This window comes from Variovorax sp. YR634 (assembly GCF_900106655.1).
Taxonomy (GTDB): Bacteria; Pseudomonadota; Gammaproteobacteria; order Burkholderiales; family Burkholderiaceae_C; genus Variovorax.
Map to the genome: position 1 here is coordinate 405,299 of NZ_FNOL01000001.1, position 24,090 is coordinate 429,388.

Consider the following 24,090-nt stretch of genomic DNA (forward strand, 5'->3'; position numbering starts at 1 on the left):
CATGTTGGCTGGTTTTTTGCTTGTCAGCTCAGGGGCGCCAAACCGGTGCCCTGGTGGGTGAATGGCACCCCGCAACGGTGCAACACATAGGGAATCGCGATATGGACATTTTGCTGCAGCAGATCATCAACGGTCTGGTTCTCGGCAGCATGTATGCCTTGATAGCCTTGGGCTACACCATGGTGTACGGCATCATCAATCTGATCAACTTTGCGCACGGAGAAGTGCTGATGGTCGGGGCTCTCACGAGCTGGACCATCATCGGGCTCATGAAGGACGGCATGCCCAACACACCGGGCTGGCTGATCCTCCTCATCGCGTTGATCATTGCCTGCGTTGTCGCGGCAACCCTCAACTTCGTGATCGAGAAAGTGGCCTACCGGCCGCTGCGCAACAGCCCCAAGCTCGCGCCGCTGATCACCGCCATCGGCATGTCGATCCTGCTGCAGACGCTGGCAATGATCATCTGGAAGCCGACCAACAAGGCGTATCCCAACCTGCTGTCGACCGATCCCATCCACGTGGGCGGTGCGGTGATCTCGCCCACGCAGGTGATGATCCTCAGCGTCACGGCGTTCTCGCTCGTGGTGCTCATGTGGCTGGTCAACTACACCAAGCTTGGCCGCGCAATGCGCGCCACCGCGGAGAACCCGCGCGTCGCCGCGCTCATGGGCATCCGCCCCGACATGGTCATCTCGGCCACCTTCATCATCGGCGCCGTGCTCGCGGCCATCGCCGGCGTGATGTACGCGTCCAACTACGGCATCGCGCAGCATGCGATGGGCTTCCTGCCCGGCCTCAAGGCCTTCACGGCTGCCGTGTTCGGCGGCATCGGCAACCTGGCCGGCGCGGTGGTCGGCGGCATCCTGCTCGGTCTCATCGAGGCCATCGGCTCGGGCTACATCGGCACCATCACGGGCGGTGTGCTGGGCAGCAACTACAGCGACATCTTCGCGTTCATCGTGCTGATCGTCATGCTCACGCTGCGTCCGTCCGGCCTGCTCGGCGAACGCGTGGCGGACCGTGCGTAAGGAGCGAGACATGAAGAACAGCAAGAACCTCGCCCTCTACGTCATCGGCATCATCGCGGTGCTCGCGCTGCCCCTGCTGCTGCAGATGCAGGGCAACGCCTGGGTGCGCATCGCCGACATCGCTCTGCTCTACGTGCTGCTGGCCCTGGGCCTGAACATCGTGGTCGGCTACGCCGGCCTGCTCGACCTGGGCTACGTCGCCTTCTTCGCGGTGGGGGCCTACCTCTTCGCGCTCATGGGCTCGTCGCACCTGACCGAGACCTTCCCGTGGTTCGCGCAGATGTTCCCGAACGGCATGCACACCTCGCTGCTGATCGTGATACCGCTGGCGCTGGTGGTGGCCGCCGTGCTCGGCGTGCTGCTCGGCGCGCCCACGCTCAAGCTGCGCGGCGACTACCTCGCCATCGTCACGCTGGGCTTCGGCGAAATCATCCGCGTGTTCCTGAACAACCTCGACCAACCGGTCAACATCACCAACGGTCCGAAGGGCATCACGGCCATCGACTCCATCAAGTTCTGGGGCCTGGACCTCGGCAAGGCATGGAAGTTCGACGGCTTCTCGATCTCTTCGGTCTCGCTGTACTACTACCTGTTCCTTGCGCTGGTGATCGCCACTGTGATCATTTCGCACCGCCTGCAGGTCTCGCGCATCGGCCGCGCCTGGATGGCCATTCGCGAAGACGAAATCGCCGCCAAGGCGATGGGCATCAACACCCGCAACATGAAGCTGCTGGCATTCGGCATGGGCGCGAGCTTCGGCGGCGTGTCGGGCGCGATGTTCGCGGCCTTCCAGGGCTTCGTGTCGCCCGAATCCTTCAGCCTGATGGAGTCGGTGATGATCGTGGCCATGGTCGTGCTCGGCGGCATTGGCCATCTGCCCGGCGTCATTCTCGGTGCCGTGCTGCTTGCAGCGCTGCCCGAAGTGCTGCGCTACGTTGCCGGCCCGCTGCAGTCGCTGACCGGTGGCCGCCTCGACGCGTCCATCCTGCGCCAGCTCTTCATTGCACTCGCCATGATCATCATCATGCTGGTGCGTCCGCGCGGCCTCTGGCCCTCGCCGGAGCACGGCAAGACGCTGACGAAGAAGGGCGGCGTGCCCGTCGACCCGGCCCATGCGGCCGTGGCCCCCGGATCGCTGCAAACGCACGCGCCGGGCATCGATACGCCTGCCGACGAAGTGCCGGGTGCGGCTTCGCGTCCCATGTCGATCAATCCCTGAACGCCGAAGGAAAAATCAACATGACGACAGACACCATCCTCGACGTTCGTGGAATTTCCAAGCGCTTCGGTGGGCTGCAGGCCCTGTCCGACGTGGGCATCACCATCAAGCGCGGCCAGGTCTACGGCCTGATCGGCCCCAACGGCGCAGGCAAGACCACCTTCTTCAACGTGATCACCGGGCTGTACACGCCCGACAGCGGCACCTTCGAACTCGCAGGCAAGCCCTACCAGCCGACGGCCGTGCATGAAGTGGCCAAGGCCGGCATTGCACGCACCTTCCAGAACATCCGCCTCTTCGCCGAAATGACGGCGCTCGAGAACGTGATGGTCGGGCGCCACATCCGCACGCAGTCGGGCATCTTCGGCGCCATGCTGCGCACGGGCAGCTTCAAGGCTGAAGAGAAGGCCATTGCGAAGCGCGCACAGGAACTGCTCGACTACGTGGGCATCGGCAAGTTCGCCGACTACAAGGCGCGCACGCTGTCGTACGGCGACCAGCGCCGTCTCGAAATTGCACGCGCACTGGCCACCGACCCGCAGCTCATCGCGCTCGACGAACCCGCCGCCGGCATGAACTCCACCGAGAAGGTGCTGCTGCGCGAACTGATCGACCGCATCCGCAAGGACGACCGCACCATCCTGATCATCGAACACGACGTCAAGCTCATCATGGGCCTGTGCGACCGCGTCACCGTGCTGGACTACGGCAAGCAGATTGCCGAAGGTACGCCCGCCGACGTGCAGAAGAATGAAAAAGTGATTGAGGCCTACCTCGGCACGGGAGGCCACTGAAATGAGCACCGCAACCATGACAAGCGCTGAAGAAGCAACCCGGGCCAATGCCGCACAAGCCAAGGCCACCGGCAAGACGCTGCTGAAGGTCTCCGGCCTGAAGGTCGGCTACGGCGGCATCCAGGCCGTCAAGGGCGTGGACTTCGAGGTGCGCGAAGGCGAACTGGTGTCGCTGATCGGCTCCAACGGCGCCGGCAAGACCACCACCATGAAGGCCATCACCGGCACGCTGCCGGCCGGGGCCGGCAACATCGAGTTCCTGGGCCGCAGCATCAAGGGCCGCGGCGCCTGGGACCTGGTGGAAGAGGGCCTCGTGATGGTGCCCGAAGGCCGTGGCGTGTTCACGCGCATGACCATCACCGAGAACCTGCAGATCGGCGCCTACATCCGCAAGGACAAGGCCGCCATCGCGAGCGACATGGAGCGCGTGTTCGTCACCTTCCCGCGCCTGCGCGAGCGCAAGGACCAGCTGGCCGGCACCATGTCGGGCGGCGAACAGCAGATGCTGGCCATGGGCCGCGCGCTGATGGCGCGCCCCAAGGTGCTGCTGCTGGACGAACCCACCATGGGCCTGTCGCCGATCATGTGCGACAAGATCTTCGAGGTGGTGCAGACCGTGGCCTCGCAGGGCGTCACGATCCTGCTGGTGGAGCAGAACGCCAACCGCGCGCTGCAGCTGGCCGACCGTGGCTACGTGATGGAGTCCGGCCTCATCACGATGAACGGCGATGCCAAGGAACTGCTGAGCGACCCGCGCGTGCGGGCCGCTTACTTGGGCGAGTAGTCCCGGTCTCTTCAAGAAATACCGCGGAACCGGCTTTGCCGGGCCGCCGGTATTGCCCCCTGCAAGGGGGAGGGCGAAGCGACACGAAGTGCGCGCAGCCTGGGGTTAGTCCACTTTCGCGCCGGTGGCCTTGACCACCGCTTCGTACTTGGAGAGTTCGCTCTTCATGAACGCGCCGAACTGCTCCGGCGAGCCGGCCACCGGCTCCGCCAGCAGTCCGGCGAAGCGCGTCTTCGTTTCCGGTGCGTTCAGGGCCGCTACGAACGCCTGATTGAGCTTCACGACCACGTCGTGCGGCGTACCCGCCGGCGCGACCAGGCCCCACCAGGTGTCGATCGAGAAGCCCTTGAGCGTGTCGGCGATGGGCGGCACATCGGGCAGCGAGGCGCTGCGCTGCAGCGTCGTCACTGCAATCGCCTTCAGCTTGCCCGAGCGGATGTTCGGCGCGGCGGTGGCGAGGTTGTCGAAGTTGAAATCGACCTGCCCCGAGATCAGCGCCAGTTGCGCCGGGCTGCCGCCGTTGTACGGAATGTGCAGCGCGAAGATGCCTGCTTCCTTCTTGAACAGCTCGCCCGCGAGGTGCCCCGCGCTGCCGTTGCCGCCGCTGCCGTAGTTGAGCTTGGCCGGGTTGGCCTTGGCATAGCGGATCAGGTCGGCCACGCTGTTGATGTTCAGGCGCTTGGCCGTGTCGGCGTTCATCACCAGCACGTTGGGCACGCGGACCATCTGCGTGATTGGTGCGAAGTCGGTTGCGGCGTTGAACGGAATCTTGTTGTAGAGCCACGGATTCACCGCGTTGGTGGCGGTGGCCGCGATGCCGATCGTCAGGCCGTCGGCGGGCGCCTTCGCCACGATGTCGGCGCCGATGTTGCCGCCCGCGCCGGGCTTGTTGTCGATGATGACCGGGCCCAGCGTGTCCTTGACGCGTTCGGCCAGGATGCGAGCCGTGTTGTCGATCGGGCCGCCTGCGGCGTAGGGAACGACGAGGCGGATGGGGCGCTGTTGCTGCGCCATGGCGTGGCCGGCACCCAGCAGGGCGGTGGTGCTTGCGATCAGGGTGAGGAGGAAGTGTCTCGTTTTCATTTTTTCTTGGGATTCTCTTTTTGGTTTTGTCTCAGGGAAGGGCTTTATCAGCCTCTGTAGTGAACGCGTCGGCAAAAAATTCTTCCTCGGGCAGGCCCGCCAGCGCCACGTAGTCGCGCTTGGCCGAGTCGACCACGATGGGTGCGCCGCAGGCATAGACCTGGTGGCCCGACAGGTCGGCGAAGTCTTCGAGCACGGCCTGGTGAACGAAGCCGGTGCGGCCGGTCCAGTTGTCTTCGGGCGTGGCGTTGGAGATGACGGGCACGTAGCGCAGGTTCGGCATCTGCGTCATCTGCTCGCGCACCCATGCGTCCATGTACAGGTCTTCCGGCCGGCGGCCGCCCCAGTAGAGCGTGGCGGGCCGGTCGATGGCCTTGAACTGCATGTGTTCCAGCAGCGCCTTGATCGGCGCGAAGCCCGTGCCCGAGGCCAGCAGGATCATCGGCTTGGCGGAGTCCTCGCGCAGGAAGAAGCTGCCGAAGGGGCCTTCGATGCGCAGGATTTCCTTTTCCTTCATCGTGCCGAACACATGGTCGGTGAACTTGCCGCCGGGCAGGTGCCGCAGATGCAGTTCGATGCCCGTGCCGGGCTCGCCCAGCGTGTGCGGCGCATTGGCCATCGAGTAGCTGCGGCGCGCGCCGTCGCGCAGGATGAATTCCACATACTGGCCAGCGTAGAACTGCAGCGGCTCGCCGGCCGGCAGTTGCAGGCGCACCATCATCACGTCGTGCGACTGGCGCGTGAGGGCCAGCACCCGCACCGGCATCTTGCGAATCGGCAGCGCTCCGGCCTCAGTGACCTGCCGCGATTCGAGCACCACGTCGCTCCTGGCGTGCGCGCAGCAAGTCAGCACGTAGCCGGCGAGCTGTTCCTCGGCGCTCAGGGCCTTGCTCTGGTGCGGGCCGAGGGTGACCTCGCCTGAGAGCTTCTTGCACTTGCACGAGCCGCAGGCGCCGTCCTTGCAGCCATAGGGAAGGCCGATGCCCTGGCGAATGCCGGCCGCCAGGATGGTTTCGTCGCCGTGGACCACGAAATGGCGTCCGCTGGGTTCGACGTGGATGGAAAAGCCCGCTTCATGCGGCGCTGTAGCAGTCATCGGTATTCTTCGAGGGTGAACTCTGCCCGGGCCGTGCGTAAGACCCGGTGAGCAACTGAATTGGGACAGGAACAGGATTTTGCCTTCAATCAATAGCCCCTCCGGCGCTCTGCCAGCGCGTTTCCGGCGCGAACGCCTGCTGATCGTCGGGTGCGGCGACGTCGGCCAGCGCGTGGCGCGCGACCTGCGCGGCCGCATGCAACTGGTGGCGCTCACTTCGTCGGCCGACCGCGTGGGCGCCCTGCGCACGGCCGGCATCCGCCCGCTGGTGGGCAATCTGGACGACGCAGCAACCCTGCGCCGCCTGGCGGGCATCGCAACGCGGGTGCTGCACCTGGCACCGCCCGCCCGTGACGGTGGCGCCGCCTGGTGGCGCGACCAGCGCACTACTGCACTGGCGCGGGCACTGCGGCTGCGGTCGGTGCCTTCCGCCTTCGTCTACGGCTCGACCAGCGGCGTATACGGCGACTGCGGCGGCGCCCGCGTGAACGAAACCCGCGTTGTGCGCCCCGACACCCCACGCTCCCACCGCCGCGTGGACGCCGAACGAGCCGTGCGCTGGCTGGGCCGCAGCGCAGGCGTGCGCGCCAGCATCCTGCGCATTCCGGGCATCTACGCCCCCGACCGCGAAAACGGCACCCCGCGCGGCCGCCTGCAGCGCGGCACGCCCGTGCTGAGGCACGAAGACGACGTCTACACCAGCCACATCCACGCAGACGACCTTGCGCGCGCCTGTATCGCCGCGTTGTTTCGAGGCAAGCCGCAGCGCATCGTGCATGCCTCGGACGACACCGAACTGCGCATGGGCGACTACGTAGACCTGGCCGCCGATATGTACGGCATGCCCCGCCCGCCGCGAGTGGCCCGTGGCGAGGCCGAGCGGCAACTGCCGCTGCAACTGCTGAGTTTCATGGGGGAATCGCGCCGGCTGGACAACACACGTCTCAAGCGCGAACTGCGGGTGCGGCTTTCGCACCCGACGGTGCATACAGGCCTGCGCGAACAGAACGAGCCGACATAGGGGAGAGCAGGGCCCATTCCAGGGACACCGTGGAACCGGCTTCGCCGGGCCACCGGTGTCGCCCCCGGTAGGGGGAAGGCGAAGCGACACGAAGTGCGCGTAGCCTGGGGGCGAGCCAAAGTGTGGTGCCCGGGGCCGGAATCGAACCGGCACACCTTTCGGTGGGGGATTTTGAGTCCCCTGCGTCTACCAATTTCACCACCCGGGCAGGGTTCTGAACGAAGCCCAAAATTATGGCACAGTGGCTGCCATGAATTATCCGACGATCGAAGACGCCATTGGCAAGACCCCCCTGGTCGCCCTGCAACGCATCAACGCCGCAGAAAACGCCAAGCGCGGCAACGTGATTCTCGGCAAGCTCGAAGGCAACAATCCGGCTGGTTCGGTCAAAGACCGGCCGGCCCTCTCGATGATCCGGCGCGCCGAGGAGCGCGGCGAGATCAAGCCTGGCGACACCCTCATCGAAGCCACCTCCGGCAACACCGGCATCGCCCTGGCCATGGCCGCGGCCATCAAGGGCTACCGCATGGTGCTCATCATGCCGGAGGACCTGTCGGTGGAGCGCGCGCAGACCATGAAGGCCTTCGGCGCCGAGCTGGTGCTCACGCCCAAGAGCGGCGGCATGGAATACGCGCGCGACCTCGCCGAGCAGATGGTCGCGCAGGGCAAGGGACGCGTGCTCGATCAGTTCGCCAACCCCGACAACCCGCGCATCCATTACGAGACCACCGGCCCCGAGATCTGGGCCGACACCAAGGGCAAGGTCACGCACTTCGTGAGCGCCATGGGCACCACCGGCACCATCACCGGCGTCTCGCGCTTCCTGAAAGAGAAGAACCCGGCAGTGCGCATCATCGGCGCGCAGCCGGCCGAAGGCTCGCGCATTCCGGGCATCCGCAAATGGCCTGCGGAGTACATGCCGAAAATCTTCGACCCGAGCCGGGTCGACGAAGAAATCAGCGTGAGCCAGGACGACGCAGAAGAAATGTGCCGGCGCCTCGCGCGCGAAGAGGGCATCTTCGGCGGCATCTCGGCCGCAGGTGCGTTGTGGGCCGCGCTCGAAGTGGCGAAGACGGTGGAGAACGCCACCATCGTGTTCGTTGTCTGCGACCGGGGCGACCGCTACCTTTCGACGGGCGTCTTTCCCGCATAAGCAACGACCGGCAGCAGCGCCCGCTCAAGGCGCTCAGGCAGCCACAAAAAAGAAAAGAGACCCCATGCCCCATCCCAAGTTTTGCCAGGTCTGCGCTACGCCGCTCGAGTGGATCGCGTTGATGGAAGACGGCGGCCCCAAGGAGCGCCTGCGCTGCCCCAACTGTGGCCACACCCACTGGAACAACCCGACCCCCGTGCTCGCGGCCATCGTCGAGTACCGCGGCCAGGTGCTGCTGGCGCGCAATGCGGCATGGCCGGGCAAGATGTTCGCGCTGATCACCGGCTTCATGGAAGCCGGCGAGACGCCCGAGGAGGGCGTTGCGCGCGAGGTGAAAGAAGAAACCAACCTCGACGTCAGCGCAACCAAGCTCGTCGGCGCGTACGACTTCCAGCGCATGAACCAGATCATCATCGCGTACCACGTGGTGGCCGATGGTGAGGTGAAGCTCTCGCCCGAACTGGTCGACTACCGCCTCTACGACCTACCCGATCTCCGGTGCTGGCCCGCCGGCACCGGCTATGCGCTGGCCGACTGGCTGCGCACGCGCGGGCACGAGCCCGTGTTCTTCACCGCCGCGGAAAACGAAGAGCGCCGCCGCGGCCTGAACCTGCCGCCGGAGCCGGGCAATGCAAGTTGACCGCGAGCTCGACACGCGCGGGCTGAACTGCCCATTGCCCATTCTCAAGGCGAAGAAATCGCTTAACGAGATGCTGAGCGGGCAATTGCTGAAGGTGGTGTCGACCGATCCGGGATCGATCCGCGACTTTCAGGCCTTTGCGCGCCAGACGGGCAACGAGCTGATGGAGCAGGAAACCGTCGGCAGCGACTTCATCCACGTGCTCAAGCGCCGCTGACGAAGCAAAAGAAACAAAAGAAAAGGGCCGCTACTGCGGCCCTTTGTTCATGATGGCACCTCGAAGCAGAGACGATTACAGCTTCAGGCTCTTGAGGTATTCGCGGAATTCCGCGCCCACTTCGGGGTGCGCCAGCGCCAGTTCCACCGATGCCTGCAGAAAGCCTTCCTTGCTGCCGCAGTCGTAGCGGATGCCCTTGTACGAATAGGCGTAGACCGATTCCTTCTTCATCAGCGCCGCGATGCCGTCGGTCAGCTGGATCTCGCCGCCCGCGCCCTTGGGCTGGTTGCGAATTTCGTCGAACACGCCCGGCGTGAGGATGTAGCGGCCCGCCACGCCCAGGCGCGAGGGCGCGTCTTCGGGCTTCGGCTTCTCGACCATGCGGTTGACCTTTATCAGGCCGTCTTCGACCGCGTCGCCGGCCACGATGCCGTAGCGCTTGACGTGCGCCAGCGGCACTTCCTGCACTGCCAGCAGCGAGCCGCCGAGGCGGGCGAAAGCTGCGGTCATTTGCGCCAGCACGGGCTCGCCGCCATCGGGGCCGACCATCAGGTCGTCTGCCAGCAGCACGGCGAAGGGTTCGTTGCCCACCAGGTGTTCGGCGCACAGCACCGCATGGCCCAGGCCCAGCATGCGCGGCTGGCGCACGTAGGAGCAGGTCATGTCGTCGGGCATGACCGAGCGCGCGATGTTGAGCAGGGCGGTCTTGCCGCTGGCCTCGAGCTGGCTTTCGAGCTCGTAGGCGGTGTCGTAGTGATCCTCGATGGCGCGCTTGTTGCGGCCGGTCACGAAGATCATGTCGCGGATGCCCGCGGCATACGCCTCTTCGACGGCGTACTGGATCAGCGGCTTGTCGACCACCGGCAGCATTTCCTTTGGCTGTGCCTTGGTGGCTGGCAAGAAGCGAGTACCAAAGCCTGCAACAGGGAATACGGCCTTGCGGATGCGGGTCGAGGAAGTGGACATGGGCAGCTCAGCGTCTTTCTTGAAGAGGGGAGTTAGGAGGCGCAGCGGCGCGCAGCCGCTCCTGGAATCCTAAACGCCCTCAAAGCCCTGCGTCTGTCAGCCGAGGCGCACAAGCTGGTCGCGCAAACGCTCCAGAGTGGCCGTGAAGTCAGTCAGACGTTTACGTTCTTGCTCGATCACGGCCGGCGGAGCCTTTGCGACGAAGGCTTCGTTGCTGAGCTTGCCGTGCACCTTGGCGATCTCGCCTTCGATGCGCGCGATTTCCTTGCCGATGCGAACTTTCTCCGCAGCCTTGTCGATCTCCATGTGCAGGCACAGGCGCGCTGCACCCACCACCGCCACCGGCGCCGCTTCGGCCGCGGCCGACCACGAGGCCTCGTCGTCGAAGACCTTCACTTCCTTCAGCTTGGCAAGCGCCTGCAGCACAGGTGCCGATTCGCGCAGGAAGGCCGCGCCCTCGGCGTCGTCGGCCACTGCGTAGAGCGGCAGGCGCGTGGCTGGCGAAACATTCATCTCGCCGCGCAGCGTGCGGCATGCATCGACCAGCGCCTTCAGCCGCGCCACATATGCCTCGGCCGCTTCATCGATCTTCTCCGGCTGGCTCTTCGGATAGGCCGCGATCATGATCGACTCGCCCTCACGTCCTGCAACCTTCGACACCTTCTGCCACAGCTCTTCCGTGATGAACGGAATCACCGGGTGTGCCAGGCGCAGCAGCGTTTCGAGCGTGCGGATCAGCGTGCGGCGCGTGGCGCGCTTCTGCGAATCGTCGCCGGTCTGGATCTGCACCTTGGCGATTTCCAGGTACCAGTCGCAGAACTCGTCCCAGGCGAACTGGTAGATCGCATTGGCCACGTTGTCGAGGCGGTATTCCTCGAAGCCCTTGGCCACTTCGGCCTCCACGCGCTGCAGTTGCGACACGATCCAGTAGTCGGCGCGGCTGAACTTCAGGTAGCCATGCGCCGGGCCGCCGACCTTGCACTCTTCCTTCGTGTGCTCCAGCAGGCCGCAGTCCTGGCCTTCGCAATTCATCAGCACGAAGCGCGTGGCGTTCCACAGCTTGTTGCAGAAGTTGCGATATCCCTCGCAGCGCTTCGAATCGAAGTTGATGCTGCGGCCCAGCGAAGCCAGCGAAGCGAAGGTAAAGCGCAGCGCATCGGCGCCAAAGGCCGGAATGCCGTCCGGAAACTCCTTCTGCGTGTTCTTGCGCACCGCAGGCGCCGTCTCGGGCTTGCGCAGGCCTTGCGTGCGCTTGTCCAGCAGCTGGGGCAGCTCGATGCCGTCGATCAAATCGACCGGGTCCAGCACGTTGCCTTCAGACTTGCTCATCTTCTTGCCCTGCGCGTCGCGCACCAGGCCGTGGATGTACACGTGCTTGAAGGGCACCTTGCCGATGAAGTGCTTGGTCATCATGATCATCCGGGCGACCCAGAAGAAGATGATGTCGTAGCCCGTCACCAGCACGGTCGAGGGCAGGTACAGGTCGAGGTCCTGCGTCTTCGCGGGCCAGCCGAGCGAAGAGAAGGGCACCAGCGCCGACGAGTACCAGGTGTCGAGCACGTCCTCGTCGCGCACGAGCTTCTTGCCCGGCGCCTTGGCCTGTGCATCGGCCTCGTTCTCGGCCACGTACACATTGCCTTCCTCGTCGTACCAGGCCGGGATCTGGTGGCCCCACCACAGCTGGCGCGAGATGGTCCAGTCCTGGATGTTCTCCATCCAGTGGTTGTAGGTGTTGACCCAGTTCTCGGGCACGAAGCGCACTTCGCCCGACTTCACCACGTCGATGGCCTTCTGCGCGATCGACTGGCCGTCGGCGCCGGGGCGCGTCATGGCCACGTACCACTGGTCGGTGAGCATCGGCTCGACGATGGCGCCCGAGCGCGCGCAGCGCGGCACCATCAGCTTGTGCTTCTTCACCTCGACCAGCAGGCCCAGTGCGTCGAGGTCGGCCACGATGGCCTTGCGCGCCACGAAGCGGTCGAGGCCTCGGTACTTCTCGGGTGCGTTGTCGTTGATGGTCGCGTCCAGCGTCAGCACACCGATCATCTCGAGCTTGTGGCGCTGGCCGACTGCGTAGTCGTTGTAGTCGTGGGCGGGCGTGACCTTCACCACGCCCGTGCCGAATTCCTTGTCGACGTAGTCGTCGGCAATGATTGGGATGAGTTTGTCCACCAGCGGCAGCTTCACGTGCTTGCCGATCAGGTGCTTGTAGCGCTCGTCTTCCGGGTGGACCATCACGGCCGTGTCGCCCAGCATGGTTTCGGGCCGGGTGGTGGCCACGGTCAGCGTGCCGCTGCCGTCTTCCAGCGGGTAGGCGATGTGCCAGAGCGAGCCGTCTTCTTCTTCGCTCTCGACTTCGAGATCGCTCACCGAGGTCTTGAGCACCGGGTCCCAGTTGCCCAGGCGCTTGCCGCGGTAGATGAGGCCCTCTTCGTACAGCTTCACGAAGGTCTGCGTCACGACCGCCGAGAGGTCGTCGTCCATCGTGAAGTATTCGCGGCTCCAGTCCACCGTGTCGCCCATGCGGCGCATCTGCTCGGTGATGGTGTTGCCCGACTTTTCTTTCCACTCCCACACGCGCGCCACGAAGTTCTTGCGGCCCAGGTCATGGCGGCTGACCTTCTGCTCCTGCAGCTGGCGCTCCACCACGATCTGCGTTGCGATGCCGGCGTGGTCGGTGCCCGGCACCCACAGCGTGTTGTCGCCCTTCATGCGGTGATACCGCGTGAGGCTGTCCATGATCGTCTGGTTGAACGCATGGCCCATGTGCAGCGTGCCCGTCACGTTGGGCGGCGGCAGCTGGATCGCGAACGACTCGGCGCCTTCCTTGGGTTGCTGCGTGCCGCGGAAGCCGGCCTTGGCATAGCCGCGCTTCTCCCATTCCGGGCCCCAGTGCGCCTCGATGGCGGCGGGTTCGAACGATTTCGACAGGCTGTCGAGGCCGGGCTGGGCGGAAGGGGTGATGGGTTCGCTCATGGGAAATGCAGAACGGCCCTTCAGGGAGCCGTTGGGGGACAGGGTGGGATAGCCCGCGATTTTACCGGGGCGGCCTGGCGTCACGGCAGCCACGGATAATTCCGGGATGCTCTTCCTGCTTTCCCCTGCAAAGTCGCTCGATTACGACACCCCGCTCCCCTCCGAACTCCCCGCCACCCAACCCCCTTTCGAATCCCCCCGCGGTCCTTCGGTCGAGCTGATCAAGCTGCTGCGCGAGAAGTCGCCCCAGCAGATTTCGGAGCTCATGCACCTGTCGGACAAGCTCTCGGCCCTGAACGTGGCCCGCTACGAGGCCTGGTCCAGCAAGAGCAGCGCGAAGAACGCCCGCCAGGCCGCTTTCGCCTTCGACGGCGACGTCTACGGCGGCCTTGACGCCCGCACCCTCACCAGGGCGCAGCTTGACTGGGCGCAAGACCATGTCTGCATCCTCAGCGGCCTCTACGGCCTGCTGCGCCCGCTCGACCTGCTGCAGCCCTACCGCCTCGAAATGGGCACCTCGCTCGCCAACCGCCACGGCAAGGACCTGTACGCCTTCTGGGGCTCGCGCATCGCCGAGCACCTGAACGAGCGCCTGGCGGCCGATCGCACCCCGGTGGTCGTCAACGTCGCCTCGCAGGAGTACTTCAAATCGGTCGACAAGAAGGTGCTCAAGGCCCGTGTGGTCGAATGCGTGTTCGAGGAGTGGAAGGGCGACAAGTACAAGATCGTGAGCTTCTTCGCCAAGCGTGCTCGCGGGCTGCTGGCGCGCTGGGCCGTGCAGCACAAGGCGGCCACGCCCAAGGCACTGGAAAAGTTCGACCTCGAGGGTTATGGTTTCGACGCTCAGGTGTCAACCGCCGAAAGGCTGGTGTTCAGGAGAAAAGTCTGATGTCCCAACCAATCAGTCCGGAACTGCGCGAGTGGCTGGTGGCCCAGCTCGCGGCCGGGCACTCGGTGCCGGCGCTGCGTGCGTCCATGCGCGCGGCCGGCTGGCACGATGCCGCCGCCGACACGGCGCTGGCCCAGCTCGAAGCCGGCTTCCCCAACGTGGAAGTGGCCTTGCCGCCCGTGCACACGGAAATGCCCGGCCCCGACCTCGATGGCGCGCCGCTGCATCTCGATGCCGGCGACCGCCGCGTGCAGGTGCTGCAGACCATGCGGCATCCGCGTGTCATCGTCTTCGGCAACCTGCTGTCTGGCGAAGAGTGTGAAGGTCTGATCGCCGCTGCGCGCGTGCGGCTCGCGCGCTCGCTCACCGTGGAGACGCGCACCGGCGGCGAGGTACTCAACGTCGATCGCACCAGCGACGGCATGTTCTTCGAACGTGGCGAGAACGAGATCGTCGCGCGCCTGGAGCAGCGCATCGCAGCGCTGCTGCGCTGGCCGCTCGAATTCGGCGAAGGCCTGCAGATCCTGCGCTATGCCCCCGGCGCGCAGTACCGCCCGCACTACGACTACTTCGACCCGAACGAGCCGGGCACGCCCACCATCCTCAAGCGCGGCGGCCAGCGCGTCGCCACGCTCGTGATGTACCTGCAGGAGCCCGAGGGTGGCGGCGCCACCACCTTCCCCGACGTGGGCCTCGAAGTGGCGCCCGTGCGCGGCTGCGGCGTGTTCTTCAGCTACGACCGGCCCGACCCCGTCACCCGCACCCTGCACGGCGGCGCGCCGGTGCTGGCGGGCGAAAAGTGGGTCGCCACCAAGTGGCTGCGCGAGCGCGAGTTCAAGTAGAAGACCAAGGAAAGAAGACCAGGGAACCAATGAAAGTCACCGCCAACGGGCTGCAGATCGAAGTCGACGACACCGGAGGCGAAGGGCGCCCTGTCATCCTGCTCATCATGGGCCTGGGCATGCAGCTGGTGGCCTGGCCCACCGGCTTCGTGCAGCAACTGGTGGAGGCGGGTTTTCGCGTGGTGCGCCACGACAACCGCGACATCGGCCTGAGCCAGGGCTTCGACCACGCGGGCGTCGGCAACCTGGTGTGGGAAACGATTCGCCACCGCCTCGGCCTGAAGGTGCGCTCGGCCTACACGTTGCAGGACATGACCCTCGATTCGCTCGGCGTGCTCGACGCACTGGGCATAGCCAAGGCCCACATCGTCGGTGCCTCCATGGGCGGCATGATCGCCCAGCGCCTGGCCGCCAGCGCGCCGCAACGCGCGACCAGCCTCGTGAGCATCATGAGTTCGAGTGGTGCGCGCGGCCTGCCCGGGCCGCGCCGCGAAGTCACTTCCATGCTCATGCGCCGTCCGTCAGGCAGCAGCGAGGCCGAACTGGTCGCGCACAGCATCAGGCTGCTGCGGCTCATCCAGAGCCCCGCCTACCCGCAAAGCGATGAAGACCTGGCCGAGCGCCTCACCTTCAGCATGCGGCGCTCGTACCACCCGGCCGGCCTGATGCGCCAGATGCTGGCCATCGGCGCCGATGCCGACCGCCCCCAGGTGCTGCCCCGCATCCAGTCGCCCACGCTGGTGCTGCACGGCGAGGCCGATGCGCTCGTACCCATCGCCTGCGGAGAGGACACGGCCAAACGCATTCCGGGCTCGAAGTTCGTCCCCGTTCCCGGCATGGGCCATGACCTGCCGCCCGAGGTGTGCACCATCCTCGCCAACCACATTGCTCCGTTCGCGCACGCGGCGGAATCCAGAGAAGCCAAGCCATGAGCCACGACCCGACGAACCCCAACACGCCCGAGCAATCGCAGCTCGGCCGCGCCTCGGCCTACGCCGACCACTACGACCCCACGCTGCTGTTTCCCATCGCGCGCGCCACGCAGCGCGAGGCCATGGGCATCAAGGCCGGCGCCTTGCCGTTCTTCGGCGCCGACCTCTGGAGCGCCTTCGAAGTGAGCTGGCTCAACCTGCGCGGCAAGCCGCAACTGGCCATCGCGCACTTCACCATTCCGTGCGAGACGCCCAACATCATCGAGAGCAAGAGCTTCAAGCTCTACCTCAACAGCTTCAACAACAGCCAGTTCGCGAGCATCGACGCGGTGCGCGAGCGCCTGCGCGCCGACCTGTCGGAGGCCGCATGGCGCGGCAGCGACCAGTCGGCCGGCATCGGCGTGAATCTGCTGGCGCCCGACATGTTCGACCGCGAGCCGGTGCACGAACTCGACGGCCTCGACCTCGACCGCCTCGACATCGAGTGCACCCACTACCAGCCCGCCCCCGAGCTGCTGAGCAGCGACGCCACGCAGGTGCACGTGAACGAAACCCTCACCAGCCGCCTGCTCAAGAGCAACTGCCTCGTCACCGGCCAGCCCGACTGGGGCAGCGTGCAGATCCGCTACAGCGGCCCGCCCATCGACCAAGCCGGGCTGCTGGCGTACATCGTGAGCTTTCGCAATCACAACGAATTCCACGAGCCCTGCGCCGAGCGCATGTTCACGGACATCTGGAGCCGCTGCAAGCCGACCAAGCTCATGGTGTATGCGCGCTACACGCGTCGTGGCGGGCTGGACATCAATCCGTTCCGCACGAGCTGGCCGCAGGCGCTGCCGTTGAATATCCGCACGGCGCGGCAGTAAGCCGAAGCAGCCCTTAAGCCCCTCTTCGGAAACCCGAAACCCGTTCCTGCCCCGCCTGTGGCATTCTGAAATTCGCCCGCGAACCCGCGGGCGAACATCCGGAGCAGAGACAAACATGGTTGAAGGAAAAGTGGTCGTCGTCACGGGCGCGGGCGGCGGCATCGGGCGCGACATTGCGCTGGCCATGGCGGCCCACGGTGCGAAGGTGGTGGTCAATGACATCGGCGCCGCGCTCGATGGAGCACTCGACGCCGAAGGAGGCGGCCCAACCCGCAGCGCAGGCCCCGCCCAGCAGGTGGTCGACGAGATCCGCGCGGCCGGCGGGCAGGCCGTGCCCAACACCGACAACGTGGCAGACGCCGCCAGCGCGGCGCGCATCGTGCAGTGCGCGGTCGACAGCTTCGGGCGCATCGATGCGGTGGTCAACAACGCCGGCATCCTGCGCGACCGCTTCTTCCACAAGATGTCGGTCGACGAGTGGGACTCGGTGCTCAAGGTGCACCTGTACGGCTCCTACTACGTGAGCCGCGCGGCAGCCACGCATTTCAAGGAGCAGAACTCGGGCGCGCTGGTGCACATGACCTCGACCTCGGGCCTCATCGGCAACTTCGGCCAGGCCAACTATTCGGCCGCCAAGCTCGGCATCGTGGCGCTGTCGAAGTCGATTGCACTCGACATGCAGAAATTCAACGTGCGCTCCAATTGCATCGCACCCTTTGCCTGGAGCCGCATGATCGGCGCCATTCCTACCGACACCGACGAGCAGCGCGCCCGCGTCGACAAGATCAAGCAGATGACGCCAGCCAAGGTCGCGCCGCTCGCCGTCTACCTTGCGAGCGATGCGGCCGGCGCGGTCAACGGCCAGATCTTTTCGGTGCGCAACAACGAGATCTCGCTCATCAGCCAGCCGCGCCCGGTGCGCTCCATCCACCGCTCCGAAGGCTGGACGCCGCAGAGCATCGCCGAGCACGCCATGCCCGCGATGCGCGCCAGCTTCTTCCCGCTGGACCGCTCGGCCGACGTGTTCAGCTGGGACCCGGTCTGAGGAGAAACCCGCAAGAGGGTACGCACGGCACCATTCGCCGGACAATGCGCGTTCCCTTCCTCTTTGATGCCCGCGCCCGGTGAACCTGCACTTCGACCTGTTCGACCTGAAACTGTTCGTCTACGTGGCGGACGCGCGCAGCCTCACGCGCGGCGCCGAGAAGGCCTGCATCTCGCTGGCCGCCGCCTCCACCCGCATCAAGCAGATGGAAGAGGCCGTGGGAGGCAAGCTGTTGCACCGCAGCGCGCAGGGCGTGAGCCTCACTGCCGCGGGGCAGGCGGTGCTGTACCACGCCAAGCGCGTGATGCAGCAGATGGAGCACCTGCGCTGCGACATGCAGGACTTCGGCAAGGGCATCAAGGGCCATGTGCGCGTGTTCGCCAACACCACCTCGATCACCGAGTACCTGCCGCAGAAGCTCGCGGGCTTTCTCACGCAGCACCCGGCCGTGCAGGTCGACCTGCGCGAATACCTGAGCGAAGAAATCGTGCGCGCGGTGGCAGACGGCGAGGCCGACATCGGCATCCTCGCCGGCGACGTGCACACGGGCGACTTCGATGCACGCCCGTTCGGCAGCAACCAGCTCGTGCTGGTCGTGCCCACCACGCACCACCTCGCGGGCGCGTCTTCAGTGGCCTTTGCCGACACGCTAGACGAGCAGCACGTGGGCCTGCACCACGGCAGCGCCATCCACCGCTTCCTGCAGCGCCGCGCCGAGCTCGCGGGACGGGGCTTCAACCCGCGCATCCAGGTCAGCAGCTTCGAAGCCATCTGCCTGATGATCGAAGCGGGCGTGGGGGTCGGCGTGCTGCCGGCGTCTTCTGCGCAGCGGTTATCGATGGCGATGCGCATCTCGACCGTGGCGCTCAGCGATGCATGGGCCGAGCGAGAGCTGAAGCTGATCGCGCGCAACCGCGAGCAGCTGCCGGCCTCGGCGCGCGAACTGTTCGACCACCTCGTCGCGCATTGAGGGCGCGGCCGTCATGTCCGCCGACCTGAAGTCGCTGCGCCTGTTCGTGGCCGTGGCCGATCACGGCAGCATCAGCGAGGGCGCCAAGCGCTGCCATATCGCGCTCGCGGCGGCCAGCAAACGAATCTCCGATCTTGAAGCCCGCGCGCGGTTGCCTCTGCTGGTGCGCCATGCACGCGGCGTCACGCTCACGTCGGCGGGGCATGGCCTGCTGCTGCATGCGCGCGCGGTGCTCTCGGCCATGGACCGGCTCGGCGCCGAGCTGGACGATTTCCAGAACGGTGTGGCGGGCGTGGTCAGCATCACGGCCAATGCATCGACCATCGCGCAGTTTCTGCCGGCGCAGATCGGCTCCTTCCTGCGGCTGCACCCGGTGCTGAAGATCGACCTGCAGGAGCGCGCCAGCACCGAGGTGGTGAAGGCCGTGCAGGCAGGCCTGGCCGACATCGGCGTGATCGAGGGCAACACGTCCGCCGACGGCCTCGAATGCCTGCCCTACCGCAACGACGAGCTGGCCGTGGTGATCGCGCGCGACCACCCACTGGCCCGGCGCAAGCGCATCGATGTAGACGAGGTGCTGCGCCACGACCATATCGTGGTGCGCGAAGGCACGGCCCTGCACCGCGTGCTGCTGGCCGCTGCGCTGGAGGCGCAGGTGCCGCTCAAGGTGCGCATGCAGGTGGGCAGCTTCGACATGGTGTGCCGCATGGTGGAGCAGGGCGTGGGCATCGGCGTGCTGCCCTATGCGGCCATCCTGCCGCAGCTGCATATATTGAAGCTGCGCTGCCTGAAGCTCGATGCGCCCTGGGCCATGCGTCGCCACCTGCTGTGCGTGCGCAGGCAGCAAGATTTGACCGTGGCTGCGCGCTCGGTGCTGGAGCACCTAGGCCGGCCAGACTGAGCACGAGGCTTCGCGCTGCGCGAAGCCTCGCGCCCGCCAAAAACGAATTGTTCTCTCGCGGCTTGCGCGCAAAGAATCGCGCAGCAAGAGCAAAGGAGACACCCTTGAAGATCGTTCGCGTCAGCGCCACGCCGCTGAACATTCCCGTCACCATCGACGTGGTCGGCCTGAACAAGCGGACATCGCTGTCGCTGTGTCTCACAGAGATCGAGACCGACACCGGCCTCGTCGGCCACGGCATGACTGCCATCACCGAGGAAGAAATCGTCGCCGCAGCCGTGCGCGAGGTGGCGGGCCCCGCACTGATCGGCGAAGACCCGATGGCCACCGAGCGCCTGTGGGACAAGCTCTACTGGCTGCTTTCCCCACGCGGCCAGACCGGCTACGCCAGCCATGCCATCGCAGCGCTCGACATCGCGCTGTGGGACATCAAGGCCCGTGCGCTGGGCCAGCCGCTGTGGCGCCTGCTCGGCGGCGCGCGCCCCAAGGTGCCGGTGTACGCCACCTTCGGCTTCGGCTTCTTCGAGCGCGACCAGCTCGCGGCCGCCGCGAAGCTGTGGGTGTCGCAGGGCTTCCAGCGCCTGAAGATGACCGTCGGAAACCACGCGCTCGCGCGCCGCGACGAGCCGCGTCCGCTTGACGAAGTCATCGCCGAAGACGTGCGCCGCGTCGCCGCCGTGCGCGAGGCCGTGGGCCCCGACGTGAAGCTGTACGTCGACGCCAACTGCGGTCTCGACCTGTTCCATGCTACCGAACTCGCACACCGCATCGAGCCCTACGGCATCAGCTTCTTCGAGGAGCCGCTCACGCAGAACGACGTGCGCCAGATGGCACAGCTGCGCGCACGCACCCGTATTCCGCTCGCCTGCGGCCAGAACGAAGGCCTGGCCTTCCGCTTCCGCGACCTGCTGGTGAACCAGGCAGCGGACGTGCTGCAGCCCAACGTGACCATCTCGGGCGGCTACTCGCAGTGCCTGAAGATCGCGGGCATGGCGCAGGCTTTCAACGTGCCCATCGACAACGGTGGTGCCTGGCCCTTCCACAACATGCACTTGCACGCGGGCGTGTCGAATGGCGGGCTGGTCGAATATCACTACGTCGCGGTGCAGATGCTCAAGCAGATCTTCGACGGCCTGCCGGTGCCCGAGCAGGGCTGGCTGACTCTGCCCGAGACACCGGGCTTGGGCTTCGCGCCCAATGCAGAGCGCGTGCGAGAGCTGGCGAAACTGCCGACCTCGCACGGCAAGGGCAAGGCCTGAGCCGCCCTGCGAATCAAAAAATAAAACGGAGACACGATGAAAGCCAGACAAGCGATTCGCGCGGCAGTGGCCCTGGGCCTTGCGGGTGCGTTCACCCTCGCGGCGCCCGTGGCCTGGGCCCAGAAGTACCCCGACAAGCCGATTCGCCTCGTGGTCGGCTATTCGGCCGGCGGCGGTGTCGATGCGGTGGCCCGCCTGCTCGGCGTGCGCCTGTCGGCCGTGCTGGGCCAGCAGGTGCTGGTGGAGAACCGCACCGGCGCCACGGGGCTCATCGCGGCCGAGTTCGTCGCCAAGGCGCCGCCCGACGGCTACACGCTGATGATGGGCGACAGCGCCTTGCTCATTGCCAAGCTGCTGCAGCCGAAGATCGGCATCGATCCGCTCACCAGCTTCAAGCCGGTGGCGGGCGCCTTCATCTCGCCGCTGATGATCGTCGCCAACAACGACTTTCCCGCGAAGACGCCGGCCGAGCTGGTGAAGGAGCTCAAGGCCAATGCCTCGCGCTATTCGTATGCCACGTCGGGTGTCGGCACGGTGCAGCATCTGGGCTTCGAGATGCTCAAACAGGCCACCGGCAGTTCGGTGGTGCATGTGCCGTACCGCGGCGCCGCGCAGATCGTGCCGGACGTGATCGGCGGGCAGATTCCTCTTGGCGTGGTGAGCGCGACGGCGGGCATGGCGCAGGCCAAGGCGGGCAAGCTGCGCGCGGTGGCGCTGATGAACACGGCCACGCTGGAAGGCGCGGAGAGCGTGCCGCCGTTGGCCGATGCGCTGCCGGGGTTCGATGTGGCGCCGCGCATCTTTGTGCTGGCACCCGCGGGCACGCCGAACGATGTGGTCGAGAAGCTGTCGGCTGCGGTGAAGTCGGTGCTCGATACGCCGGAGGCCGGCACGGCTGCCGCGGCGCAGGGCACGCTGCGTGCCTATGCAACGCCTTCGCAGCTTGGGAAGGACATGGCTGCGGAGACTTCTCGGTGGAAGAAGATCATTTCTGATCAGCGCATCGTGGCTGAGGGGAATTGAGTTTTTTTGTTCGTGGGGCGCTCACGCCGACGGGGTACCTTGCTCCGCGAATGTCCCCGGGGCTTCGCCCCTCCTCCTTTATTTCGCTGCGCAAGGCACCCCGCCGTCGTGATCGTTCAGAGCACTGGTTAATCAGCCGCAAACCGACAGCACGTCCGGTGCACAGGGCGCCGGGTGCTCCCCGCAGCGAAATAAAGGAGGAGGCCGCAGGCCGGGGGACATTCGCGGAGGGGAGTACCCGGTGGCCTGTGCACATACCCCGAAACAAGAGCCAAAAAAAGCATGGAGCCATCGAAATGACCACACCTCACCTGGGCCTGATCGTCCCCCCCGCAGCCGGCGAAGTGCCGGTAGACGGCCCGCTGCTTTACGGCGAACGCATCCGCTTCAGTGCCAAAGGCCTGGGCCTTGGAGAAATCTCGACACGCGGTTATCTCGACGTCATCGACTCCGTGGTCGAGAAAGCCGTGGCGCTCAAGGAGGAGGGCGTGAGCGCGGTCTCGCTCATGGGCACCTCGCTGAGCTTCTTTCGCGGTGCGGCCTTCAACCGGCAACTCGAAGTCGAGATGGCGCGTGCCACTGGATTGCCCTGCACCACCATGAGCAACGCCATCGTCGGCGCACTGCGTCACCTCGGAGTGCGGCGCGTGGCGGTGGCCACCGCGTACATCGACGAAGTCAACCTGCACCTGCGCAAGTACCTGGAACAGAGCGACTTCGAACCCCTCGCGCTCGAAGGCCTTTCCATCTCCGACGTGAAGGCCGTGGGCGAAGTTCCGACGCAGGTGCTGGTCGATCTGTGCCTGAAGGTCTTCGATGCCCAGCCCGGCGCCGACGGCATTCTCATCTCTTGCGGCGGGCTGGTCACGCTCGATGCGGTGCGCGAAGTCGAAGCGCGCCTGCGGGTGCCCGTGGTCTCAAGTTCGCCCGCAGGCTTCTGGGACCTCGTCGGCACCGCCGGGCTCGATCCGCGCGTGCCCGGCCAGGGACGCCTGTTCGCCTGAGCCGCTTCAGCCGATAAGCCAGCGCCCCACGCGCGGCGTATCGGCCAGTTGCCAGACCCGCTCGCACAGCGCCTTCGCCTCGTCGGCGGTGGCGCCTTCGCCGTAGAGCGCCAGGCGTTGCATCTTGTCCTCGATCTCCGCGCGATCCAGGCTGTTGCCCGGGTCGCCCTTGGGCTCGTCCACGCGGCCCTGCAGCATGCGGCCGTCGGTGGTGCGGACGCTGACCTTGCCGATCCAGCGCGCCGGGTAGGCGGTGTCGACTTCCTCGTCGAGTTCCATCGTCACCTTCTCGCGGAAGGCCGAGACCTCGGGCGCGAGGAAGTCGCGGTCGAACTCGCCCAGGCCCGCGCGGCCGTGCACCGCGATCAGGCCCAGCACCGTGCCCATCGAGAACTTGCCCTGGTGCACGGTGGCCGGCACGTCCACGCGGCCCAGCACGTCGATGGCGCCCTGGTGCACGTGCGTGGTCACGCGCGACACGTCGGCGGGTTTCAGTTTGTTCCTCTGCATCACCTGCAGCAGCGCGTCGGCTGCGGGATGCGTGTGGCGGCAGGAGGCGTGGTACTTGAACGATGTCTCGGCCAGCGTCCAGCGCGTGCCGAGGCCGTCAGTAAGCCTGGCCGGGTCGGCGTCGCTCGACATGCCCACGCCCAGGCCCTGCGCGCCTTCGAGAATCTTCGCGGCGCCGGTGAAGCCGTCCTGCGCGAGGTAGGCCGACATCAAGCCGCTCGCCGCCGCATGCGCGCAGTGCAACTGCTTGGAATCGGCCGCGTCGCGCAGGAACTCCCACACGCCGGCCGATTGCGTGCCTGCCGAGCCGAAGGCATGCAGCATCTGCTGCGGCGTGAGGCCGAGCAGGTGGCCCACCGCCGCCGCCGCGGCCAGCGTGCCCGCCGTCGCGGTCGTATGAAAGGTCTTGTAGTGCGAGCGGCCGAGGAATTCGCCGACGCGGATGCCCACCTCGTAGCCCGCGACCACGGCCGTCAGCAGTTGTGCGCCGCTCGCGCCGAGGCTCTGCGCCACGGCCAGCGCAGGCGCAATCACCACGGCGGCCGGATGGAACACCGAGCCGTTGTGCACATCGTCCTGCTCCACGAAATGCGAGGCCGCTGCATTGACCAGCGCAGCGAACACTGGCGAGCTGGTGCGGCGCGAGGTCAGTATCTCGCTGGGTCCGTCGGCGGGGCCCATCATCTGCGCGAAGCGTTCGATGCTGCGCACCGGCCGTGCGGTGCGGGCCGCGAGCACGGAGCCCAGCCAGTCGAGCATCAGGTCTTCGGTGCGGCGCAGCACTGGGGCAGGAATGTCAGCGAACTGCAGTTCAGCGGCGAAGGTCGCGAGCACCTTGCTCGGATGGTCGACTGGGTTCATGTGCATTC

23 protein-coding genes and 1 tRNA gene are annotated in these 24,090 nt (G+C 66.2%); 18 read left to right on the plus strand and 6 right to left on the minus strand.

Going from position 1 to position 24,090, the window contains the following annotated elements; all coding sequences use genetic code 11:
* Nucleotides 1-101: 101 nt before the first annotated feature.
* The 4 genes from BLV60_RS01880 to BLV60_RS01895 are packed head-to-tail and all read left to right on the plus strand — an operon-like array spanning nt 102 to nt 3,828.
* Complete coding sequence (locus tag BLV60_RS01880) at nt 102-1,031, plus strand: branched-chain amino acid ABC transporter permease (RefSeq protein ID WP_093048988.1); 930 nt, start codon at nt 102-104, stop codon at nt 1,029-1,031.
* A gap of 10 nt (nt 1,032-1,041) precedes the next feature.
* Nucleotides 1,042-2,250, plus strand: a complete 1,209-nt coding sequence (locus BLV60_RS01885; protein ID WP_093048991.1) for a branched-chain amino acid ABC transporter permease — start codon at nt 1,042-1,044, stop codon at nt 2,248-2,250.
* A 20-nt stretch (nt 2,251-2,270) separates the two neighbouring features.
* The gene (locus BLV60_RS01890; RefSeq protein WP_093048994.1) at nt 2,271-3,044 is read left to right on the plus strand and encodes an ABC transporter ATP-binding protein; all 774 of its coding nucleotides are present in this window, start codon (nt 2,271-2,273) and stop codon (nt 3,042-3,044) included.
* 16 nt (nt 3,045-3,060) lie between these two features.
* Nucleotides 3,061-3,828 (plus strand): ABC transporter ATP-binding protein, encoded by a 768-nt coding sequence (locus BLV60_RS01895; RefSeq protein ID WP_093050343.1) that lies wholly within the window; start codon nt 3,061-3,063, stop codon nt 3,826-3,828.
* Nucleotides 3,829-3,933: 105 nt separating this feature from the next.
* On the opposite strand, the gene BLV60_RS01900 is transcribed toward BLV60_RS01895, so the two are convergent.
* On the minus strand, nt 3,934-4,911 hold the full coding sequence (locus tag BLV60_RS01900; protein WP_093048997.1) for a Bug family tripartite tricarboxylate transporter substrate binding protein: 978 nt from the start codon (nt 4,909-4,911) through the stop codon (nt 3,934-3,936).
* A 31-nt stretch (nt 4,912-4,942) separates the two neighbouring features.
* Complete coding sequence (locus tag BLV60_RS01905; RefSeq protein ID WP_093049000.1) at nt 4,943-6,007, minus strand: CDP-6-deoxy-delta-3,4-glucoseen reductase; 1,065 nt, start codon at nt 6,005-6,007, stop codon at nt 4,943-4,945.
* A gap of 79 nt (nt 6,008-6,086) precedes the next feature.
* Here BLV60_RS01905 and BLV60_RS01910 point away from each other — a divergent pair, with 79 nt between their 5' ends.
* Complete coding sequence (locus tag BLV60_RS01910) at nt 6,087-7,028, plus strand: SDR family oxidoreductase (protein WP_093049004.1); 942 nt, start codon at nt 6,087-6,089, stop codon at nt 7,026-7,028.
* 123 nt (nt 7,029-7,151) lie between these two features.
* Here the strand turns inward: BLV60_RS01910 and BLV60_RS01915 are convergent.
* Nucleotides 7,152-7,236 (minus strand) — tRNA-Leu (locus BLV60_RS01915).
* A 42-nt stretch (nt 7,237-7,278) separates the two neighbouring features.
* Between BLV60_RS01915 and cysM the strand changes: the two genes are divergently transcribed.
* The 3 genes from cysM to BLV60_RS01930 all read left to right on the plus strand — a co-directional run bounded on the left by cysM (nt 7,279) and on the right by BLV60_RS01930 (nt 9,038).
* Nucleotides 7,279-8,181: a cysteine synthase CysM gene (gene cysM, locus BLV60_RS01920; protein ID WP_093049007.1), complete on the plus strand. Its 903-nt coding sequence runs from the start codon at nt 7,279-7,281 to the stop codon at nt 8,179-8,181.
* Nucleotides 8,182-8,245: 64 nt separating this feature from the next.
* Complete coding sequence (locus tag BLV60_RS01925; protein ID WP_093049010.1) at nt 8,246-8,821, plus strand: NUDIX domain-containing protein; 576 nt, start codon at nt 8,246-8,248, stop codon at nt 8,819-8,821.
* Nucleotides 8,811-9,038, plus strand: coding sequence for a sulfurtransferase TusA family protein (locus BLV60_RS01930; protein WP_093049013.1), 228 nt, complete (start codon nt 8,811-8,813; stop codon nt 9,036-9,038). The genes BLV60_RS01925 and BLV60_RS01930 overlap by 11 nt, the downstream gene beginning before the upstream one ends.
* A gap of 75 nt (nt 9,039-9,113) precedes the next feature.
* Here the strand turns inward: BLV60_RS01930 and galU are convergent, their stop codons facing one another.
* Both galU and BLV60_RS01940 read right to left on the minus strand, forming a co-directional pair.
* Nucleotides 9,114-10,004, minus strand: a complete 891-nt coding sequence (galU, locus tag BLV60_RS01935) for a UTP--glucose-1-phosphate uridylyltransferase GalU (RefSeq protein WP_093049016.1) — start codon at nt 10,002-10,004, stop codon at nt 9,114-9,116.
* A gap of 96 nt (nt 10,005-10,100) precedes the next feature.
* Complete coding sequence (locus BLV60_RS01940; RefSeq protein ID WP_093049019.1) at nt 10,101-12,980, minus strand: valine--tRNA ligase; 2,880 nt, start codon at nt 12,978-12,980, stop codon at nt 10,101-10,103.
* Nucleotides 12,981-13,086: 106 nt separating this feature from the next.
* Between BLV60_RS01940 and yaaA the strand changes: the two genes are divergently transcribed.
* The 10 genes from yaaA to BLV60_RS01990 all read left to right on the plus strand — a co-directional run bounded on the left by yaaA (nt 13,087) and on the right by BLV60_RS01990 (nt 22,711).
* Nucleotides 13,087-13,869, plus strand: a complete 783-nt coding sequence (yaaA, locus tag BLV60_RS01945; protein WP_093049022.1) for a peroxide stress protein YaaA — start codon at nt 13,087-13,089, stop codon at nt 13,867-13,869.
* Nucleotides 13,869-14,711: a 2OG-Fe(II) oxygenase gene (locus BLV60_RS01950; protein ID WP_093049025.1), complete on the plus strand. Its 843-nt coding sequence runs from the start codon at nt 13,869-13,871 to the stop codon at nt 14,709-14,711. Before yaaA ends, BLV60_RS01950 begins: the two co-directional genes overlap by 1 nt.
* A 29-nt stretch (nt 14,712-14,740) precedes the next feature.
* Entirely contained in the window at nt 14,741-15,643 is a 903-nt protein-coding gene (locus tag BLV60_RS01955) for an alpha/beta fold hydrolase (RefSeq protein ID WP_093049028.1), read from the plus strand.
* Nucleotides 15,640-16,509, plus strand: a complete 870-nt coding sequence (gene queF / locus BLV60_RS01960; protein WP_093049031.1) for an NADPH-dependent 7-cyano-7-deazaguanine reductase QueF — start codon at nt 15,640-15,642, stop codon at nt 16,507-16,509. Before BLV60_RS01955 ends, queF begins: the two co-directional genes overlap by 4 nt.
* 115 nt (nt 16,510-16,624) lie before the next feature.
* Nucleotides 16,625-17,554, plus strand: a complete 930-nt coding sequence (locus tag BLV60_RS01965; protein ID WP_093049034.1) for an SDR family NAD(P)-dependent oxidoreductase — start codon at nt 16,625-16,627, stop codon at nt 17,552-17,554.
* A 79-nt stretch (nt 17,555-17,633) separates the two neighbouring features.
* Nucleotides 17,634-18,524, plus strand: coding sequence for a LysR family transcriptional regulator (locus tag BLV60_RS01970; RefSeq protein WP_093049037.1), 891 nt, complete (start codon nt 17,634-17,636; stop codon nt 18,522-18,524).
* A gap of 13 nt (nt 18,525-18,537) precedes the next feature.
* Nucleotides 18,538-19,425, plus strand: a complete 888-nt coding sequence (locus BLV60_RS01975) for a LysR family transcriptional regulator (protein WP_093049040.1) — start codon at nt 18,538-18,540, stop codon at nt 19,423-19,425.
* Nucleotides 19,426-19,529: 104 nt separating this feature from the next.
* Nucleotides 19,530-20,684, plus strand: coding sequence for a mandelate racemase/muconate lactonizing enzyme family protein (locus BLV60_RS01980; RefSeq protein WP_093049043.1), 1,155 nt, complete (start codon nt 19,530-19,532; stop codon nt 20,682-20,684).
* Between the two features lie 36 nt (nt 20,685-20,720).
* Complete coding sequence (locus tag BLV60_RS01985; protein ID WP_093049046.1) at nt 20,721-21,707, plus strand: Bug family tripartite tricarboxylate transporter substrate binding protein; 987 nt, start codon at nt 20,721-20,723, stop codon at nt 21,705-21,707.
* Between the two features lie 296 nt (nt 21,708-22,003).
* Nucleotides 22,004-22,711: an arylmalonate decarboxylase gene (locus BLV60_RS01990; protein WP_093049049.1), complete on the plus strand. Its 708-nt coding sequence runs from the start codon at nt 22,004-22,006 to the stop codon at nt 22,709-22,711.
* Between the two features lie 6 nt (nt 22,712-22,717).
* Here BLV60_RS01990 and BLV60_RS01995 read toward each other — a convergent pair whose 3' ends face one another.
* A complete protein-coding gene (locus BLV60_RS01995) occupies nt 22,718-24,082 on the minus strand; it encodes an MmgE/PrpD family protein (RefSeq protein WP_093050346.1) in 1,365 nt (454 codons plus the stop codon).
* Nucleotides 24,083-24,090 lie beyond the last annotated feature (8 nt).